The organism is Vibrio sp. Vb1166, assembly GCF_033338695.1.
Classification (GTDB): Bacteria; Pseudomonadota; Gammaproteobacteria; order Enterobacterales; family Vibrionaceae; genus Vibrio; species Vibrio alginolyticus.
The window spans coordinates 15,421-32,761 of the sequence record NZ_JAWOTE010000004.1; the positions used below are offsets into that span (position 1 = coordinate 15,421).

Genomic DNA, 17,341 nt, shown 5'->3' on the forward strand with positions numbered 1-17,341 from the left:
CTGTATGCCTCAAGTATGAAATTTTGTTATTTGCATCTCAAAGATGAATATATGGCAATAATCCATTACCCAGCCAACTATTCACCACATAAATCACTTTTATGAATGCAACTATTTGATTAAACAGATAAGAGGATGAGAGACTGAATCTCCACATTGATGCAGTAAGGACACGCATGTCAGTTTATATCGAGACGCACAGAAGCCAATTAAGACCCATCAAAGCCAGTGACTGGGAACTCTTTCAACGATTACTCTCCGAACAAGAGGTTATTGCGCTCTGTTTCGATCGTCCCAGCGAAACAGAAATAAGAGAAAAATTTGCTTCGCGATTATTACCATGGACCCCAAATTGCCAGCATTGGCTTTGCCTTGTAATACTCGATAAGCAATCTGAACAACCCATCGGCATCACTGGCTTTGCTATTGAAAACGGTAAGGCAGAGGTAGGTTACTTACTTTTGCCGGAATTTCATGGCCAACAGTTTGGAACAGAAACTCTTCAAGCGCTTCTATACTGGGCAACCTCGACACATAACATCAACCACTTTTCCGCGACGGTCACTGAAGGCAATATTGCGTCAGAACGTGTCCTGATAAAATGTGGTTTCGAACTCATTGAGGTCATTCCAGACGCATACCAAATTGGTGGCAAACCCTACGCCGATAAAATCTACTCACTACAAAAATAAGGACGTATTTTGAATAAAGTAGTCATCATTACCGGCGCAAGCCGAGGCATTGGAGCCGCAGCGGCGAAAAAGCTGGCCGAGCAAGGCTATCGCGTTTGCGTTAATTACCGCACTCAGCAAGAGGCCGCCGACCAAGTTGTGGCAGAAATACAAGCAAACGGTGGCAAAGCGATTGCCATCGCCGCAGACGTAGCCGATGAGAAGCAAGTGCTCTCCTTGTTTGATGAAACAGAACGTGAATTTGGTGCAGTGACGCACTTGGTCAACAACGTTGGCATCCTCTTTACTCAATCGCCTTTGTCAGAAATCAGCTTGGAACGCTTTCAGAAAGTAATGAACGCCAATGTGAATAGCTGTTTTCTCTGCTGTCGAGAAGCGGCGAGGCGATTCAGTGCAGGCGGTGCAATTGTGAATGTCTCCTCTGGAGCGTCGCGCTCAGGCGCGCCATTTGAGTATGTCGATTACGCCACATCAAAAGGCGCGATGGATACCTTAACTAAAGGGCTCTCGTTAGAGTTGGCAGAGCGCAATATTCGCGTCAATGGCGTTCGACCTGGTTTCATTTACACTGATATGCATGCCGACGGCGGAGAACCAAACCGAGTAGATAGACTCAGCCCTCAAATTCCTCTTAAACGCGGTGGCACGGTAGAAGAAGTGGCAAATGCGATCGCTTGGCTATTAAGTGACGAAGCCTCTTATGTCACGGGATCATTTATCGATATTGCAGGGGGCAGATAGAATGCAAGTCCATATTCGACAAGCGATTCCCGATGATTTAGACGAAATTTTTCAGCTTAATTTTCAAATTAATTCACTGCATTTTGCGAATGCGCCAGAAGCCTTTGTTGCGCCTTCAGAAGCTGACCGCGAATTTCTTGCACAAGCACTAGAGAACAAAGAGCGACTCTTTTTGATTGCCGAACGCGAACAGCAAATTCTCGGCTTCTTAACCGCGATGATCACCCAAAACGACACCGTCAGTTTTCTGATCAAAGACCCAATTTGTCGCGTGGGAACAATTGTTGTCGATGAAGCGCAAAAGCAGCAAGGAATCGGCCGCCAACTGCTCCAAACCTGTGAGCAATGGGCGCGCGATGCCAATGCCACACAAGTTCGATTGGAAGTGATGGAATTCAATCAGCCAGCACAGCGCTTTTACGATAATCAAGGTTTTAAAACTAACTCACGCATTATGCTGAAACATTTGTAACGATAACGACAATTAAGCGCTTTTCACGACTAAACCCACCTAAATCGCATTTATCGATGCAATTTACCCCCCTGATTTTAGAAAAAGACGATATGATGTGCGGATAAGGAGATTCGAACATGATTTATCTTTTCGATTGGGGGAACACCTTGATGGTAGATTTCCCTCACGTACAAGGAAAAATGTGCGATTGGGAACACGTAGAAGCTGTTCCTCAAGCCAGAGAAACACTGGCAATACTTTCCCAAAATCATCCCATCTACATTGCGACCAGTGCATCTGATTCCAACATGGAAGAGGTTCAGCGTGCATTTGTTCGCGTCGACTTAGACCAATACTTAAATGGCTATTTTTGTTTTGCCAACCTCGGCATCGCTAAAAACCAACCTGAGTTTTATCTCGCCATCGCAAAACAGTTAGGGGTTAACGTGAGTGGAATAACCATGGTTGGCGATTTACCTCACAAAGATATTTACCCTGCGATGAAAGCGGGCGTAAACACAATTTGGTTTAACCCAACGGGCGCTGATGCACCAGCCGAAGCCATTCCTAACCAAATTCGTTGTTTATCTGAGCTTATCCCCTAACCGTTACTAACCTGCACTAATCAAGGAAGATGAATGCAAATCAGATCCATCAAGGTGAGCGATATCGCGCGCTTCACCGCGCTGTGGAATCGAGTGTACTCCGAAGGGGAATTTTTGATTTCTCCTGCACCCGATAACGCAACGCTTCGCAGAATCCTGCAACGTGTGGAAAACGAGTCCATCCCTCAGTTTGTCGCGTTTGACCGCCAAAAACTTATCGGTAGTGTTGAAATCTACCCAGCTGAGATGTGCGGTTACGAAAGAGGGCAACGCCTTCGCGTCGGTATTCTTGGTATTCACATCGACAAAAACTACCGAGGCAAAGGATTGGGGCGGAAACTATTAGCAGTCGCGATCGCACGTGGTTGGGAATTTGGTTACGACCAAATCGCACTCTACGTATACACAACCAACACACCAGCGATTGCTTTGTATGAACGGTTTGGATTTGAACATCAGGGGGAACTTGGGGAAGTGACCTTGCCAAATGGTAAAGTCTTGATGAGTCAAAAAATGGTATTGTATAAAGCGCAAAGCCGTTCGAAAAACCCCGATTTGTAGAGTCACGATAACCGTTGTTCGCAACACTTATTCGGGGTTAACACCCTTGCGTCACATGCCCTCGAACAATTGAATCGTTAGAGGCTTGATTCACGTAGTAGAAATAGCACGCTTCTTCTGCCAATGTGTAACCCTGCGGCCAAATGTACACCACGCGATCAACACCCGATTTATCTAAGAACTGATAATCAGGAATCGCGACAAAATGAGCGCTGTTCGGGTGCTGCTGACCGATGATACAAAAATCACTGCCTTTGCACGGCACGTCAATTTTCGAGTAACCTCTAGCTGGTAGATCGATTTCTAACAAAGCTCGAATACTATCGGCACTCGCTTCTGGCATGCCTTTGCGTGTTTTGACTTGTTGGTCAATGTAGTGAACGTGCTCTTGGCCGTAAGCGTTATCAATCACTGATTGAGCATGGAAGAATTTGAGAGCCGTACCCAAAGAAGACTGAGAACTGTGTAACATCGCAGCGTATGCTTGGCGATGAATATCGAGTAGTACTGGTAAAGCAGCTAATGCGATGAAAGCCAAAGTGGTAAGCACTATGGTGATTTCCATCAGCGTAAATCCCTTTGATTTCACGTTTCTTATCTCAACTAGTCCAAGACAATAGCCCCACATCCATGTGAGACCGAGCCAATATATCGCCAATTTCTTACGATTAAAGGCTTAAGGGGTAAGAAGAGACAAACACCACTCAAACTTGAGAACAGCAGCCAAAGAGCAGTGTAACAAAACGACGCTATGTGTCAGATATTAGACGGTTTTTACTCTCTAGTTACTGAGTAAAGGCACATTATTTCGCACCAGACCACGACGAACATTCGTGCACATTTTGCCAAAACGACGAATCTCATCGAACTGCGGAACAATGCCGCGCTCCATGGCTGACTCCCAATAAGTGACTTCTGAATCGACCATTTCCAACAATTTCTTCGGACAGCCAATGCACTGCCCTTCTGGTCCACATACAAACGTTTCTGGTTCATAAATTGGTAGTTCCGCTTTTACTTGCTCGATGATGCTACGCATGGCGGTCATTCGATCTGGCTTTACCTTCATCATTCTGCTCCACGGATTAAGATGAAGCAGATTGTACCCACTGGTACGCAAATGTCCCTACCCAATTTAGGTATATTCTGTTTGAATCGATTTCTTTATCGTCAGATCCGGCTTTTTAACCACCAAATACACCGCCGTAGCTGCCAGTACGAAACCAAAAATCCCCATCCAATCAAATGACTCTCCAAACGCGAGCCAAGCCTGAATCGCCGTCGTTGGTGGCACCAGGTAGAATACAGAAGCTACGCTCGATGCAGCACCGTTCTTAACCATGTACAGCAGCAGTAGAATAGCTACACAAGAGAGCACGACGACCAACCACAACACAGTCAAAATAAACTCCAGTTCCCACTGCACTTGCATGGTTTCAAACTGCATCGCAACGGGCAGAAACATGATGAGCGCGGCCAAATATTGCACCGTCGCACCACCGACCATATCCACTTGTTGGCAATGTTTTTTCTGATAAAGCGTCCCTAGCGTGATACCAACCAAAGCCAATAAACACAAACCAATAGCCAGCACTTTATGCTGCTCGGATTGCCACTCCATTTTGCCCATCAACACCATAGCGATACCGACAAAACCAAGAGCCAAACCCAGCCATTGCGAGGGCTTAAACTCCTCACGAACAAACGCCACCAGCAAAGCCGCGGTTAAAATCGGTTGAATACCCACCAACAACGAACTCAACCCAGCAGGCATACCCAAGGCGATAGCGAAATAAGTACCGCCCAGATAGAAACCGTGGATCAACGCACCAACTACACAGCTGTGCCAAAAATCTTTTCCTGTCGGCAACCTTCTACGCAATACCGCCACAAGAACCAAAAACAGTAAGACATTGAATGCCATACGGATAGAAAGTAGTGTCGCTGGCTCGGCATATTGCAAACCAAAACGCGCACCAACGAATCCAGAAGCCCAAAGGATGACAAATACAAAAGGGATGGCTCGGATTAACATGATCGCCTCACTCACGCTTGTTTTATGTTTTGAGATACTGCTAATGTAATTAGGTACAGTGTTTTCAAAAAGTGACAGATGGAAGTGTTTTTATGGGTACAGATTTATTGAGAAGCAGTGAAGGGAATAAGTACCTCGTGGTGGAAAAACACCTCAAGCAAGCCATCAATGGTGGCGTTTATCAGGCGGATGATCGACTGCCCTCCATTCGCTCGTTGAGCCAAGAATTAAACGTCAGTAAAAATACCGTGATTCGTGCGTATCAAGAGCTGGAAGCACAAAACTTGGTTTACTCGGTTCCCAAATCGGGTTATCGAGTTAAAGTCGCCTTGCCGACCTCTCGCTCAATTCCGGATCCGACTCGCGTGGATTTGCTCTCGATCTGCAAAGAAATCCTTACTTATCCTGAATACCAAGAGCGTTTGCCTACCGGTTCTGCCCACCCAAACATTGACTCCCCCGCGATCAAAAGCTTGTACGCCGAGATCGGCCGCCACAGCCGCCAGCAAACGCATGTACCGAGCCATTACCAATTACCACCCGGTGATCACCTCTTAATCAAACAACTGGCGAAAATCACACAAGATTTGGGCACGCCAGCCAAGTTGGATGAGATCATGGTAACGCACGGCGCGCAACAAGCCATTAGCCTAGCGCTGCGCGCAACGACACAAAAAGGCGATATCGTCGCGGTGGAGTCCCCTTGCTATTTTGGCAACTTATTGATGCTAGAATCACTCGGCCTCAAAGTGGTGGAAATTCCGAGTTGCCCACGCGACGGTATGTGCCCCGAAGCCTTAGCAAAAGCAATGGCGACATGGGACATAAAAGCGATCATCGTAACGCCAAACTTCACCAATCCAACTGGTGCCATGATGCCGCTAGAAAAGCGTCAACAATTACTATTGGCGTCCGGCAATATTCCTATTATCGAAGACGATGTGTTTGGCGGGTTAAGTTATGATAAGCCGTTGCCAAGCTTGAGATTGCTCGATGACAAGCAACGCGTAATTTACGTGAATTCGTTATCCAAAACGCTCGATTCGCGTTTGAGAATTGGTTGGATGTTGGCGGGGCGATATCGAGACCAAATTGAACAATATCTACTGTGTGAGAACATGGGCAGTTTGAACCTGATGCAATCCGCCGTGGCAACGTTTCTAACGTCAGGCAAGTATCGAACGCATACTGCGCGAATGGGTCGGGTTTATCAAAACAACATGCGACGATTTATCCAGATGCTTCATCAATACTTGGATGAATACGAACCTCTAAAAAATCGATACCAGATCAACGCCGTACAAGGCTCGTTCTTACTTTGGTTGCGACTGCCCGAAGACACGGACAGCTATGCGTTGTATCAAGCATGCAATAAGCACAGAATCAGCCTACTTCCCGGCACCGTATTTGGCACTCAAGGGCAATATCGGCATTGCGTACGCCTCAGCGTGGCAAACTTTGGTCATGAAACCGATTGGAGTCAAGCGATGCAAACACTGGCAAAATTGATAGCAAAGCATGCCTGTTAACTCGCTCTTGCTAAATGAACTTATGCCTACACACGCAAACACGTAACAACAAAAAACTCCACGCAAAGGTGGAGTTTTTCATATCGTCATCGCCTTCAGTGCGACTTAATTTGCCACATTCTCGCGACGTTTTCGGCTAAGTTAGCAACGTTGACGTCGGCCTCTTTCATGGCCTCAGGTAAGCTCATCGCCCTTGGTACACAAGCAAACACCGCATCAATGCCGCACTCATAAACCGCCTGATAGTTGTCGCCCACACAGCCTGCTAATGCAATGACTGGTAAATTACACTGCTTGGCGACCTGAGCAACGCCCATCGGCGTTTTGCCATGTGCGGTTTGATGATCGATTCGACCCTCGCCTGTAAATACGATATCCGCATCCTCAACATGCTGAGCAAGTTTGACCGTTTCAAGCACAATCTCAATTCCTGGTTGCAAACGTGCTGGCGTGTACCCGAGCAAGGCCGCGCCCATACCACCAGCAGCACCCGCCCCTTCACGAGTCAGTACATGCTTACCCGTCGCTTGTTCCGTCAACTCGCCAAACTTGCGCAATGCGTTATCGAGCTGAGTGACGTCTGATACGGTCGCTCCCTTTTGAGGGCCAAAGATAGCCGACGCGCCTTTGTCACCACAGAGTGGGTTATCAACATCGCACGCTACCAACACTTCGCAAGTTGCTAAACGAGGGTCAAGACCAGAAATATCGATGGACGCAAGCGCCGCTAACCCGCCTCCATTTGGGGTAATTGCATGACCAGATTCATCAAGAAACGCCACCCCCAACGCGGTCAACATGCCCACGCCACCATCATTGGTAGCGCTGCCGCCCAAACCAATAATTAAGCGTTGAATGCCTCTGTCTAGCGCGTGTTTGATCAGCTGTCCGGTACCAATGCTACTGGTCAGTTTTGGGTCGCGAGCGTCACTCGGCACAAGGTGCAGCCCACTGGCCTCCGCCATTTCAATAACCGCGGTTTCGCCGTCGCCGAGGATGCCATAAAACGCTTCAACATCATTCCCTAGTGGCGCGGTCACCGTTGTGAAGACTTGTTCGCCTTGAGTTGCATCTATCAAAGATTGAACCGTGCCTTCGCCACCGTCTGCGACCGGAACCGTAACAAACTCGGCATCATGCCATACGCGAGCAAGACCCGTTTTGATCGCCTCGCTCACTTGTTTGGCGGTTAAGCTTTCTTTAAATGAATCAGGTGCAATTACCACTTTCATACGTATTTCCAGAGACTTATAAGAGAACGAGACTCAAAATGTACACCAATGCCATTGCCGTGACACCTTGAACGAGCGTAGCCATGGTTTGCGCGCGGTACGCTAAGCCCACCGACATGCGGCTAAACTGCGAAACTACCCAGAAGAAACTGTCGTTTGCATGAGAAACCGTCATCGCACCTGCACCGATCGCCATCACCGTTAATACGCGGCCCATTTCTGAATCGAGCCCCAATTGCGTAAGCATAGGCGCAACCAAAGCCGATGTGGTAACCAATGCAACCGTTGATGAACCTTGCGCCGACTTTAGCGCAGCCGCAACGATAAATGGCATGAAAATACCCACGCCCAGCGCCGATAGCGTCGTACCTAAGTATTCACCTAGCGGCGTGGCTTTTAATACCGCGCCAAATGCACCACCCGCACCGGTAATCAAAAGAATAGGCGCAGCAGCCGTAATACCTTGGCTGATTCGCTCGCCAAATTCTTCAATCTTGTTGTCTGACTTGAGTAGACGAACAGAAAGGAACAGGCCAATCACCAATGCCGTTAGTGGCTGTCCTAAGAAAGTCAGAACATCAAACACAAAACCTTCGCCCAGCGGTAGGCTTGGGAATTTCGCGATAGAGCCAAAACAGATCAATAAGATAGGAACAAAAATAGGAGCGAATGCTTGGCTCGCCGTTGGCAATTGGCCGTAAGACGCTTTGAGTGCTTGCCAGTCTTGCTGAATTTCTTCTACGGCTTCAATGCCATCTGGTTCAACATGTTGGAATCGGTTCGCCCACAACATCCCCGCTAACGCCGCAACCGCTGCAACAAACACACCCACACCAATCACTAAACCAAGGTTAGATTCCAGGTCTAAGTTACCCGCAGCGGCAATAGGGCCAGGAGTTGGCGGCACAAACGTGTGCGTCGCGTATAGGCCAGTTGCCAACGCCACACTCATTGCAACGCTTGAGGTTTTTAAACGCTTCGCGAGTGATTCTTTGAGCGAGTTCAGAATGACAAAGCCTGAATCACAAAATACCGGAACAGAAACGATGTAACCGATGATGCTCATGGTCAATGTTGGGAAACGCTCACCCAACACTTTGATGACCGTATCGGCCATGGTGATCGCCGCACCACTTTTTTCCAAAATAACACCAATGATGGTACCTAAAACGATCACCAAGCCAATGTAACCAAGGATGCCGCCAAAGCCAGAAGCAATGGTTTTGGCAATGCTATCTGCCGGTAAGCCGTAAGCAAATGCCGCAAGAAACGCTGCGATGATCAGCGCTAAAAAGGGATGTAATTTGAATTTGGTGGTCGTGAGCACAATAAATGCGATCACCCCAAGCAGGATTAATATAAGGTTCATGATAACTCCATTTATTCTTATTTTGCTGAGCGAGTCCGTGTTGGCTCACTCAACATGTAGGGACGCATGAATTATTAATCGTTTGCTTTCGAATTCCTTTAGGCGGAGTGACAAATGATGTGGTCAAAAAATAACGCGTATTGTGCAAATGCACAACATCACGACATTTTTGAGAGCCGAGTCGCAATATAAAGCTCCGCTAACCCCACAAAATTGGTTGTTGGTAGCCCTGTTATCTCGGTGATTTTCTCTAACCGATAGCGCAGAGTGTTCCGGTGAATAAACAGCATTTTAGAGCATTCTGTTACATTGCCATTGCATTCAAACAGTGCATCTAGGGTTTTCAATAATTGCCCAGATTTGTCTTTCTCTTTCAACCGTTTCACACCATCAATAATTTGTTCACCTTGCCAAATATCCGCCAACGGCGCTAACAAAACAGGCAAACGAAGTTCATCGAACAGGTACTTACGTTTCTCTGGGTAGAACTGCTTGCCAATGGCTAATACCTGCTTCGCGCTTTGGTATGACAACGCGACATCTTTAGGCTCATTAAACAGCTGCCCTAGCGCAATGTGAAACGTATGCGAATCGTGATCGCTTAAACGCGACATCAACTTATCAATGCGTTCACTTTCAACTTGGCTATCCCACTGCTTGGCGGAATGACACGGTTTCAACACCACAATTTCATTCACCGAGACAATCGCAACCAGGTTGTTACGCTCTGGGTATTCAAGCAGCTCAACAATATTGCGCACACTCTTCATGCTTTTCGAGGCGGACGGCGTCGAGACTTCAATCACCGTTGCCACCCGTGGTTGAGTAACATCGATAGAAAGACGCATCGCCCAATCTTTCAGCTCTTCATCGGTCAATTTGCCATTGATCCAAGCCAGAATAAACTCTTCACGATGACGTCTGTCCCACTGAAATTTTTCCACCAGCGCAGCTTGCTCGATTGTTAGTTCAGCGGTCATTTTAACCAGTTTTGCAAAATCTCGGATTTTCTCCGGCTCTCCTGTGACGCCAACAATACCGACCACGTCGCCATGTAATTTCAACAACATATTGATACCGGGTTTGACACCCTGCAACGTCAAACATTGCTGCTCATTAAGCTCTAGCGAATCGCCATGATTCAGCGCCAGTACCGCGCCATCATGCACTTGCCCAACACGTTTAGGGTCGCCACTGCCAATGATGATGCCTGCCGAGTTCATCACATTCACATTGTGACCAATGATGGACATGGTTCGATCAACAATTTGTTGTGCTAAAGCGTGGTCGAGAATCACCATTTCGAGTTTCCAAATTGACCGTTTAATCACTCAATAAATCACAAATGGCAAACTATCGCGATGCTGCGGTTCTAAATAACGGAAGCAGCTCAAAGCATTATCCAATTACCCATATTTAAAAAGTGGATTAAACCTTCATTTTTAGCAGCGGGTTATATACTTAGAACAAAGGTTACCAATGCATTCTTCACTGTGCATTGATGCCACTCGTCTACCTACAGAGGAGAGATCAACATGGAGTTACGGAATAAATCGGGGGAAGTTGCAAATATTGCTGATAACCTCACTTTGAAGGAAATCACAGAAATGGGCTACACCGTAGATTTATGCGATGAAGCATTTGCTCCTGGAGAGCATTGGAAAGCGGAAGGTAAAACGCAAGGTATGGGCGAGTATCCAGAGGAGTAAACGTCCTGACGAGCCAGCGCACAAAAGCGTTCCACAAACAGAAAAACCGAGCGACTTAACGCTCGGTTTTTTACTTTTGAACTTCTTGAATAAACAAGCTCATCTCTTCAAGATAATTGCCGTTTGAGCATCCCCAGTCGGTGACCTCAATCAACTCAGTAACTAACTGTCCAGACTCATCATCTTGCACTCTCTGCACAAACGCTTCAAAACGTTCCAGTTGCGCCTGACTCTTAACGCCATGCACGGCATATTCTACAAGCAAGCCGTTGTACGTCTGCCAGCGCTGATCGCCCGCAACATCATTGCTTAAAATCACAGAACACTTTTGTTGAATGCTTTCAACCGCATCATTTCTTGGTGGCGCGACTGTGGAACATCCAACTAAAATCGTACCTACCGCCAATAACGTAACTTTTGTCTTATTTATCATATCGTTTCCAACTGTATCGCCACGATATGGAAATCTTATTACACCTGATAAGGATCATCGATAGCGCACCGCAGATTAATTACTTAATAAACTGTAAACTCCATACCAGTCTTAACACTGCAAGCTCATAACTCCTATTAACTCACCCAAATGTAAACAAATAGTAAAATCACCTTTACGCGATGCAAAATCGACAAATGAGATTAGCGTTCCTTTCTCGCGACCAAGCGTGCAATAATCAACTGTCTACATAACGAAACCATTTGAAGGATCAAAATGACCGCAACGGATTACCTCAACGACCTCAATCAACGTTACCTTGCGATTCACCGCACCAAAGAAGATTTCTTTTGGGAAACTTACATGGGGATCAGCGATGACCATGATGGCTCGACGCAAGCACAAACGGCATGGACAAGCTTTTTAAGCAACGCCGAGCAAATTACTGCCATCAAACAACAGCTTGAAGCCGCGGACTCAATTACCGACCCACAAGAGAAACAACAAACCATTACGGGTCTATCTGGTTGGCTGGCGATGTTTGAATCTCACGCTATCGAGGGCGAAAAAGCACAAGCGTTGAAAAATCAGCTCATTGCCTTTGAAGCTGAGCTCTTCGAGAAAAAACAGAACCACGTACAAACATTTACCGATGAGAACGGCGAGCAAGTAGAAGGTTCACTACCCGTATTAAGCTCAACCATTCGCACCAGCAATCATGAAGAAGTTCGCCAATCGGCTCATCAAGCGTTGCTGAACCTTGAACAATGGCTACTGCAAAACGGCTTTATAGAGCTGATCAAACTGCGCAACCAGTTCGCTCGCTCACTCGGTTATGCGACTTTCTTTGATTACTCCGTGCAAAAAACGGAAAAGATGAGCTCTGAACAGCTATTCGAGATTTTGGAAGATTTCGAACAACGCACGCGAGATGCGCATCTAAACAGCTTAGAAAACTTGGCGAAAGAGAAAGGCGCAAGCGCACTAGCAGGCTACAACTTTGTTTACTCATTCGCGGGTGACGTTATGCGTGACCTTGACCCATACGTGCCGTTCTCAAAATCTCTGAGACGCTGGGTAGAATCATTTGGTCGCCTAAATATTGATTACTCTGGTGCGACGCTAACGCTGGATTTACTAGATCGCAAAGGTAAGTACCCGAATGGGTTCTGCCACGGCCCTATTCCTTCTTTCTATAATCAAGGCGAATGGGTCGCAGCGCAGGTGAACTTCACCAGTAATGCCAAACCAGACCAAGTGGGCAGCGGCTACGATGGCATTAACACGCTGTTCCACGAAGGCGGCCACGCAGCACACTTTGCGAACGTAAAAATGAACGCGCCTTGTTTCTCGCAGGAGTTTGCGCCGACGTCAATGGCTTATGCAGAAACTCAGTCGATGTTCTGTGATAGCCTGTTAACCGATGCCGATTGGCTAAAACAGTACGCACTGGATGATGAAGGGAATTCTGTGCCTGATGAGATTATTCAAGCAATGATCAACAGCCGTCAGCCATTCAAAGCTTATGAAGAACGTAGCATCTTGGTTGTGCCATATTTTGAGCGCGCGTTGTATCAATTGAGCGATGACGAGTTAACGCCAGAGCGCATCACTAAGCTCGCTCGCGATTGTGAAAAACAGATCCTTGGTTTGGAATGCAGCCCTCGCCCACTGATGGCGATTCCACATTTGCTATCCGACGAAGCAGCTTGTGCGTATCAAGGTTATCTACTCGCGCACATGGCGGTGTATCAGACCCGTGCATACTTCCTTGAGAAGTTTGGTTACCTGACGGATAACCCAGAAATTGGCCCACTGCTGGCAAAACACTACTGGCACGCAGGCAATCACTTGTCGCACAACGAAACCATTGTCAGCCTGACTGGCGAAGGCTTCAATGCCAAATACCTTGCAGACGTGTGTAACCTGTCGCCAGAACAGGCATGGGAAGTGCAGCAGAAGAAAATCGACTCACTTGCGACGCGAGAGCGAGCATCAGTCGCTTCACTGAACGCCGCGATTAAAGTCGTCGACGGCAGTAAAGAGCTGGCAAGCAACGCCATCTCTGACGAACAAATGTGTGACGATTTTGAACATTACATCATAGAGACTTACGGTCGATAACACGCAGAAAGCCAGGAGCTCGCCTTCTGGCTTTTTATTCTTTAGCTAATGCAATAGGAAGGAAGATCCATGCATCAACAAATCATCAAATTTTGGTTCGAGGAGCTATCGCCCAAAAATTGGTTTGAAAACAACCCAGAACTGGACAAGCGTATTGCATCGCGATTTGCCTCGGTATTAGAACAAGCGGCTCGTTGTGAACTGTTTAATTGGCGTGACAGCGCACAAGGACGATTGGCCGAAATCATCGTCCTCGACCAGTTTTCACGTAATGTGTATCGCAACACCCCAAAAGCGTTTGCACAAGACCAACTCGCATTAGCACTGGCTCAAGAGGCAATTCGGTTAGGTCACGATAAAGAATTAGCGCCTGAGCAGCTAAGCTTTTTGTACATGCCGTTTATGCACAGCGAATCTCGCCTCATTCATGTCGAAGCTGAGAAATTGTTTCGCGCATCAGGGCTTGAAAATAACTACGATTTTGAGCTAAAACACAAAGCCATCATCGACCAGTTTGGACGTTACCCACATCGCAACGCCATCTTGGGTAGAGAAAGCACACCTGAAGAGTTAGCATTTTTGCAACAACCTGGGTCAAGTTTCTAAATAACAATGAATAATGAGTTAACCATGAGAGACCACGCAGTATGCTGGCCATGCTTGCTAAAACTAGACGGCGACGATGAGCTGATCTATACGCATTCCCAGTCCGACTTAGACTCTGAATGCGAAGCCCTCATTTTTGGGCAAGATGATTACGTTATTGACTCAAATGGCAACACGTTCGAATTGAAAAACAATGGTTCGAACACCACTCTTTTACACCCAAAAGAACGAACGCTGTCCGTAGAAGAGGTTACGTCATTAATCCAATCGCATGAATTCAGCCTCGCGCAACGGTGCATTATCAAGATTCATTTCACCTCGGTGAGGCAAGCTGTTGAGGCCTTAGCTCACTAACTCAATCCCAACATGTACAACATTAAATAAAATTATCATTTTTATAATTTATGATAATTTCATGTAATCAACATCACGCCATATACTCTCCCACATCGAAACAAGACAACGTTCAAACACACATGTTGGGAGCAAACAAATGAAAATGAATCATGTCGGTATTATGGTCGGAGATATGGACAAAGCGGTTGAGTTTTACACGCAAGCGCTAGGTCTAAAAGTCGTTATGGGCAACACGAAAGTGATTGAAGAACGCGAAACGGCAATTGGCAGAATGTGTATTGCGGTCTTTGGGGAAGGCTTTAAAGGCTTCAACATTGCGCACCTTGTGACAAGTGATGGCATCGGCCTTGAGTTATTCGAAATGAAAGAGCGTCAAGAGCGCCATGAAGTGGATTTTTCTCGCATCGGTATCTTCCATTTCTGTTTGCAGACAGACGATTTTGAAGGTGCTATCAAACGCACCGAAGCACTAGGTGGCAAAGTTCGCATGGACATCATGCGTTACCACCCAGAAGACGATAATAAGCCTGCGAAAATGGTTTACCTAGAAGACCCATTCGGCAACCTATTCGAGCTTTACTCACACACTTACGAAGAAACTTACGCTTCTGATTACGAGTAATAGCCCCATCCATATTCCAAAAGGCTAGCAATACGCTAGCCTTTTTTGTTTGCTTTGAGTTGCAGTGTTTCTGCACTCGCTCTAGAAAAAAACATCTGGAATTTGATCATTTCTCTCACCACTTTTAAGGTCACTTTATACTTACCTCAACACAATGCAAAAAGGAGTGAAGCATGCCCACCAAAAATCCAATCGCCATCAAAGCGCTTGATCATGTTGTATTAAGGACCTGTAACCTCGATGCTATGTTGCATTTCTATCGAGACATTTTGGGCTGCCCTGTCGAACGCGAAGTAACGGAACTTGGTTTAACTCAACTTAGGGCAGGTAACGCATTGATTGATGTAGTGACGGTAGACAGCGAATTGGGCCAACTCGGCGGTAAGCCACCAGTTCAAAATGGTCGTAATATTGACCATTTTTGCCTGCAATTGGCGCCTTTTTCCGAGGATGAATTACTGGAATATCTGCGTGCGCGCGGCATTGAAACCGAAGAGTTTGCGAAGCGGTATGGCGCACAAGGGTTCGGTAGATCACTCTATATACATGATCCGGAAGGAAATGTCGTCGAGTTAAAACCTCAAGTGATTGATGAGTAAGCGAGTAAAAACCTTGTTATATTTTTAAAATAACAAGGTTAACTTCTCAAATAATTATTGAAGTAAGAACATATTATTAAGTCAAAATTCTAGCTAGCTCACCTATTTCTTTTTCTCGCCACCACTGTTTATTTATATGTTCTTGATGAACGTAAAAACTCTCCCCCGGCATTGGCGTCAGCAGCGTTATATGTTCTTTTTGACAATGGGCAAGCAAATCTAAAATCGGTTCGTCCCAACGGTGAGTAAATAGCTCGTATGTAGCCCAATGTACGGGCAACAGTTTTTTCGCATTTAAATCGTGAAACGCTTGCACGGTATGGTGAGCCTGCATGTGTCCCCAGTTTTCGACCGGATAACCTTGGCCTTTCACATCGGCAGCCACTTCCAAACAGGCAATGTCGATTGGTCCACATCGCAGTGCGATCTCGGAAAAATGCGAATCGTAAGCTGAATCGCCACTAAAATAGAGCGTCTCTTCTTTTCCTTTGATGACCCAAGAAGCCCACAGGGTCGCGTTTTTATCGAAATAAGTACGACCCGAATTATGGTTAGCGGGCGTACAAATCAGTTCGATTCCAGCATAGTGCACGCTATCCCACCAATCGAATTCCACGATGTTGTCTGCGCAAACGCCCCATTTTATCAGATGCTTGCCAACCCCTAAGGGCACATAAAACGTCACGGGTTTATCGGCGTAGAAACGTATGGTCGACGCTTCTAAATGGTCGTAATGATCGTGCGAAATCACGATAATTTCAGGAATCGGCAAACAATCTCTGGCGTGAGTATTGGGAATATTGCGTTCAAACCACGCTTTTGCGATGAACGGAGAAGCGTAATCAAATACCGGATCGGTCAGAATTCGAATGCCATCGACCTCCACCAGCATAGTGGAATGGCCCAGCCAAGTAACGCGCATCGATTCACTTCGCTGTGCAAACTGCGTAGGTTGAATTGGGGAATGTGGCAGATGTTCGTTAGGACTCAACGGCGTTCTACCACCAAAATAACTCCAACACACCTGCCAGAATGATTGCGGACTAGGGACATTTGGCATCTCGTTTTTAACGCGGCCGTTTTCAAATTGAGGCGAGTGGTGAACACGGTGCGCCAACTGCGCATGGTAGGTTTGAGGCGGAATCAGTGAACTTGGCTTTTGTGTCTTTTGTTCACTCGTTAGGTATGTGCGCTTAAGTATCGTCTCAGACATATCGTAGTTTTGTCTCGCTTGCGAACGCTCAACAGTAGGTTTATTAAAACGTGCGTGTATGTCTATTTCGTGACCAAAATGAGGTGTAAGATGAAGATTCAGTTTCAATCAAACGTTTTCTATATTAAGGAAGCGGTTCTCAAACCTTCTGAATACTGCGTCGGTTTGAAAGGAGAAAGCTATGGTGACTTGCAGCCAATACGATTTTATTGAAATCGCCTGTATGTTTAAGCTCCCTATCGAGATCACACTAAAAAATGGTGAAACTCATCAGGGCAACGCGTTCGACACAGGCTACGACATGCAGCGACAAGAGTGCTTGTTTTTAGATATGGATGGTGAGCACACCGCCTTCCCGACTGAACAATTAGTCGCAATGCGCGCGCTCAAAACCAATCCGCATTTTGACGAAGTGACATTAGAGTAAACGTCCTTCTTTCACTGGCACTGTCCAATAAAA

At 46.5% G+C, this 17,341-nt stretch carries 21 protein-coding genes; 13 read left to right on the top strand and 8 right to left on the bottom strand.

Features of this window, described 5'->3' with window-relative positions; all coding sequences use genetic code 11:
* The first annotated feature begins 176 nt into the window (after positions 1–176).
* The 5 genes from R7E51_RS05910 to R7E51_RS05930 all read left to right on the top strand — a co-directional run bounded on the left by R7E51_RS05910 (position 177) and on the right by R7E51_RS05930 (position 3,053).
* Complete coding sequence (locus R7E51_RS05910) at positions 177–692, top strand: GNAT family N-acetyltransferase (RefSeq protein ID WP_017634358.1); 516 nt, start codon at positions 177–179, stop codon at positions 690–692.
* A gap of 9 nt (positions 693–701) precedes the next feature.
* Entirely contained in the window at positions 702–1,433 is a 732-nt protein-coding gene (locus R7E51_RS05915) for a glucose 1-dehydrogenase (protein WP_176311404.1), read from the top strand.
* A 1-nt stretch (position 1,434) separates the two neighbouring features.
* Positions 1,435–1,905 (top strand): GNAT family N-acetyltransferase, encoded by a 471-nt coding sequence (locus R7E51_RS05920; RefSeq protein ID WP_033907192.1) that lies wholly within the window; start codon positions 1,435–1,437, stop codon positions 1,903–1,905.
* 119 nt (positions 1,906–2,024) lie between these two features.
* On the top strand, positions 2,025–2,492 hold the full coding sequence (locus tag R7E51_RS05925) for an HAD family hydrolase (protein ID WP_176311403.1): 468 nt from the start codon (positions 2,025–2,027) through the stop codon (positions 2,490–2,492).
* 33 nt (positions 2,493–2,525) lie between these two features.
* Positions 2,526–3,053 (top strand): GNAT family N-acetyltransferase, encoded by a 528-nt coding sequence (locus R7E51_RS05930; protein WP_025768768.1) that lies wholly within the window; start codon positions 2,526–2,528, stop codon positions 3,051–3,053.
* Between the two features lie 37 nt (positions 3,054–3,090).
* Here R7E51_RS05930 and R7E51_RS05935 read toward each other — a convergent pair whose 3' ends face one another.
* The 3 genes from R7E51_RS05935 to R7E51_RS05945 all read right to left on the bottom strand — a co-directional run bounded on the left by R7E51_RS05935 (position 3,091) and on the right by R7E51_RS05945 (position 5,088).
* Positions 3,091–3,681, bottom strand: coding sequence for a type II secretion system protein (locus R7E51_RS05935; protein WP_262591170.1), 591 nt, complete (start codon positions 3,679–3,681; stop codon positions 3,091–3,093).
* Between the two features lie 153 nt (positions 3,682–3,834).
* Positions 3,835–4,122, bottom strand: coding sequence for a hypothetical protein (locus tag R7E51_RS05940; protein ID WP_005374318.1), 288 nt, complete (start codon positions 4,120–4,122; stop codon positions 3,835–3,837).
* Between the two features lie 66 nt (positions 4,123–4,188).
* On the bottom strand, positions 4,189–5,088 hold the full coding sequence (locus tag R7E51_RS05945) for a DMT family transporter (RefSeq protein ID WP_170897421.1): 900 nt from the start codon (positions 5,086–5,088) through the stop codon (positions 4,189–4,191).
* 92 nt (positions 5,089–5,180) lie between these two features.
* On the opposite strand from R7E51_RS05945, the gene R7E51_RS05950 reads away from it, so the two are divergent.
* The gene (locus R7E51_RS05950; RefSeq protein ID WP_206957587.1) at positions 5,181–6,617 is read left to right on the top strand and encodes an aminotransferase-like domain-containing protein; all 1,437 of its coding nucleotides are present in this window, start codon (positions 5,181–5,183) and stop codon (positions 6,615–6,617) included.
* 95 nt (positions 6,618–6,712) lie between these two features.
* On the opposite strand, the gene R7E51_RS05955 is transcribed toward R7E51_RS05950, so the two are convergent.
* The 3 genes from R7E51_RS05955 to R7E51_RS05965 form a co-directional block, all read right to left on the bottom strand.
* Positions 6,713–7,849 (bottom strand): glycerate kinase, encoded by a 1,137-nt coding sequence (locus R7E51_RS05955; protein ID WP_054702117.1) that lies wholly within the window; start codon positions 7,847–7,849, stop codon positions 6,713–6,715.
* Between the two features lie 16 nt (positions 7,850–7,865).
* On the bottom strand, positions 7,866–9,218 hold the full coding sequence (locus R7E51_RS05960) for a GntP family permease (RefSeq protein ID WP_053308050.1): 1,353 nt from the start codon (positions 9,216–9,218) through the stop codon (positions 7,866–7,868).
* A 158-nt stretch (positions 9,219–9,376) separates the two neighbouring features.
* On the bottom strand, positions 9,377–10,519 hold the full coding sequence (locus tag R7E51_RS05965) for a sugar diacid recognition domain-containing protein (RefSeq protein WP_005374330.1): 1,143 nt from the start codon (positions 10,517–10,519) through the stop codon (positions 9,377–9,379).
* A gap of 234 nt (positions 10,520–10,753) precedes the next feature.
* Here R7E51_RS05965 and R7E51_RS05970 point away from each other — a divergent pair, with 234 nt between their 5' ends.
* Positions 10,754–10,927: a hypothetical protein gene (locus R7E51_RS05970; RefSeq protein ID WP_005374332.1), complete on the top strand. Its 174-nt coding sequence runs from the start codon at positions 10,754–10,756 to the stop codon at positions 10,925–10,927.
* A gap of 70 nt (positions 10,928–10,997) precedes the next feature.
* Here the strand turns inward: R7E51_RS05970 and R7E51_RS05975 are convergent, their stop codons facing one another.
* On the bottom strand, positions 10,998–11,360 hold the full coding sequence (locus R7E51_RS05975) for a hypothetical protein (protein ID WP_017634365.1): 363 nt from the start codon (positions 11,358–11,360) through the stop codon (positions 10,998–11,000).
* A gap of 276 nt (positions 11,361–11,636) precedes the next feature.
* On the opposite strand from R7E51_RS05975, the gene R7E51_RS05980 reads away from it, so the two are divergent.
* The 5 genes from R7E51_RS05980 to R7E51_RS06000 all read left to right on the top strand — a co-directional run bounded on the left by R7E51_RS05980 (position 11,637) and on the right by R7E51_RS06000 (position 15,668).
* Complete coding sequence (locus tag R7E51_RS05980; RefSeq protein ID WP_206957588.1) at positions 11,637–13,484, top strand: M3 family metallopeptidase; 1,848 nt, start codon at positions 11,637–11,639, stop codon at positions 13,482–13,484.
* Positions 13,485–13,553: 69 nt separating this feature from the next.
* Entirely contained in the window at positions 13,554–14,090 is a 537-nt protein-coding gene (locus R7E51_RS05985; RefSeq protein ID WP_206957590.1) for a DUF924 family protein, read from the top strand.
* Between the two features lie 24 nt (positions 14,091–14,114).
* Entirely contained in the window at positions 14,115–14,444 is a 330-nt protein-coding gene (locus R7E51_RS05990; protein ID WP_033907198.1) for a DUF4144 domain-containing protein, read from the top strand.
* Between the two features lie 139 nt (positions 14,445–14,583).
* Positions 14,584–15,069 carry a VOC family protein gene (locus R7E51_RS05995; protein WP_005374344.1) on the top strand — a complete coding sequence of 162 codons (486 nt, stop codon included), beginning with the start codon at positions 14,584–14,586 and terminating at the stop codon, positions 15,067–15,069.
* Between the two features lie 173 nt (positions 15,070–15,242).
* Positions 15,243–15,668 carry a VOC family protein gene (locus tag R7E51_RS06000; protein ID WP_017634369.1) on the top strand — a complete coding sequence of 142 codons (426 nt, stop codon included), beginning with the start codon at positions 15,243–15,245 and terminating at the stop codon, positions 15,666–15,668.
* 76 nt (positions 15,669–15,744) lie between these two features.
* Here the strand turns inward: R7E51_RS06000 and R7E51_RS06005 are convergent, their stop codons facing one another.
* Positions 15,745–16,881, bottom strand: a complete 1,137-nt coding sequence (locus tag R7E51_RS06005; RefSeq protein ID WP_206957592.1) for an MBL fold metallo-hydrolase — start codon at positions 16,879–16,881, stop codon at positions 15,745–15,747.
* A 181-nt stretch (positions 16,882–17,062) separates the two neighbouring features.
* Between R7E51_RS06005 and R7E51_RS06010 the strand changes: the two genes are divergently transcribed.
* On the top strand, positions 17,063–17,308 hold the full coding sequence (locus tag R7E51_RS06010; protein ID WP_054576494.1) for a Rho-binding antiterminator: 246 nt from the start codon (positions 17,063–17,065) through the stop codon (positions 17,306–17,308).
* The last annotated feature ends 33 nt before the right edge of the window (positions 17,309–17,341 follow it).

Bases quoted from the DNA above. Each gene is read 5' to 3' on its own strand.
- R7E51_RS05910 (WP_017634358.1), top strand. From the start codon at position 177: ATGTCAGTTTATATCGAGACGCACAGAAGCCAATTAAGACCCATCAAA.
- R7E51_RS05920 (WP_033907192.1), top strand. From the start codon at position 1,435: ATGCAAGTCCATATTCGACAAGCGATTCCCGATGATTTAGACGAAATT.
- R7E51_RS05925 (WP_176311403.1), top strand. From the start codon at position 2,025: ATGATTTATCTTTTCGATTGGGGGAACACCTTGATGGTAGATTTCCCT.
- R7E51_RS05930 (WP_025768768.1), top strand. From the start codon at position 2,526: ATGCAAATCAGATCCATCAAGGTGAGCGATATCGCGCGCTTCACCGCG.
- R7E51_RS05935 (WP_262591170.1), bottom strand. From the start codon at position 3,681: ATGTGGGGCTATTGTCTTGGACTAGTTGAGATAAGAAACGTGAAATCA.
- R7E51_RS05940 (WP_005374318.1), bottom strand. From the start codon at position 4,122: ATGAAGGTAAAGCCAGATCGAATGACCGCCATGCGTAGCATCATCGAG.
- R7E51_RS05945 (WP_170897421.1), bottom strand. From the start codon at position 5,088: ATGTTAATCCGAGCCATCCCTTTTGTATTTGTCATCCTTTGGGCTTCT.
- R7E51_RS05950 (WP_206957587.1), top strand. From the start codon at position 5,181: ATGGGTACAGATTTATTGAGAAGCAGTGAAGGGAATAAGTACCTCGTG.
- R7E51_RS05955 (WP_054702117.1), bottom strand. From the start codon at position 7,849: ATGAAAGTGGTAATTGCACCTGATTCATTTAAAGAAAGCTTAACCGCC.
- R7E51_RS05960 (WP_053308050.1), bottom strand. From the start codon at position 9,218: ATGAACCTTATATTAATCCTGCTTGGGGTGATCGCATTTATTGTGCTC.
- R7E51_RS05965 (WP_005374330.1), bottom strand. From the start codon at position 10,519: ATGGTGATTCTCGACCACGCTTTAGCACAACAAATTGTTGATCGAACC.
- R7E51_RS05970 (WP_005374332.1), top strand. From the start codon at position 10,754: ATGGAGTTACGGAATAAATCGGGGGAAGTTGCAAATATTGCTGATAAC.
- R7E51_RS05975 (WP_017634365.1), bottom strand. From the start codon at position 11,360: ATGATAAATAAGACAAAAGTTACGTTATTGGCGGTAGGTACGATTTTA.
- R7E51_RS05980 (WP_206957588.1), top strand. From the start codon at position 11,637: ATGACCGCAACGGATTACCTCAACGACCTCAATCAACGTTACCTTGCG.
- R7E51_RS05985 (WP_206957590.1), top strand. From the start codon at position 13,554: ATGCATCAACAAATCATCAAATTTTGGTTCGAGGAGCTATCGCCCAAA.
- R7E51_RS05990 (WP_033907198.1), top strand. From the start codon at position 14,115: ATGAGAGACCACGCAGTATGCTGGCCATGCTTGCTAAAACTAGACGGC.
- R7E51_RS05995 (WP_005374344.1), top strand. From the start codon at position 14,584: ATGAAAATGAATCATGTCGGTATTATGGTCGGAGATATGGACAAAGCG.
- R7E51_RS06000 (WP_017634369.1), top strand. From the start codon at position 15,243: ATGCCCACCAAAAATCCAATCGCCATCAAAGCGCTTGATCATGTTGTA.
- R7E51_RS06005 (WP_206957592.1), bottom strand. From the start codon at position 16,881: ATGTCTGAGACGATACTTAAGCGCACATACCTAACGAGTGAACAAAAG.
- R7E51_RS06010 (WP_054576494.1), top strand. From the start codon at position 17,063: ATGGTGACTTGCAGCCAATACGATTTTATTGAAATCGCCTGTATGTTT.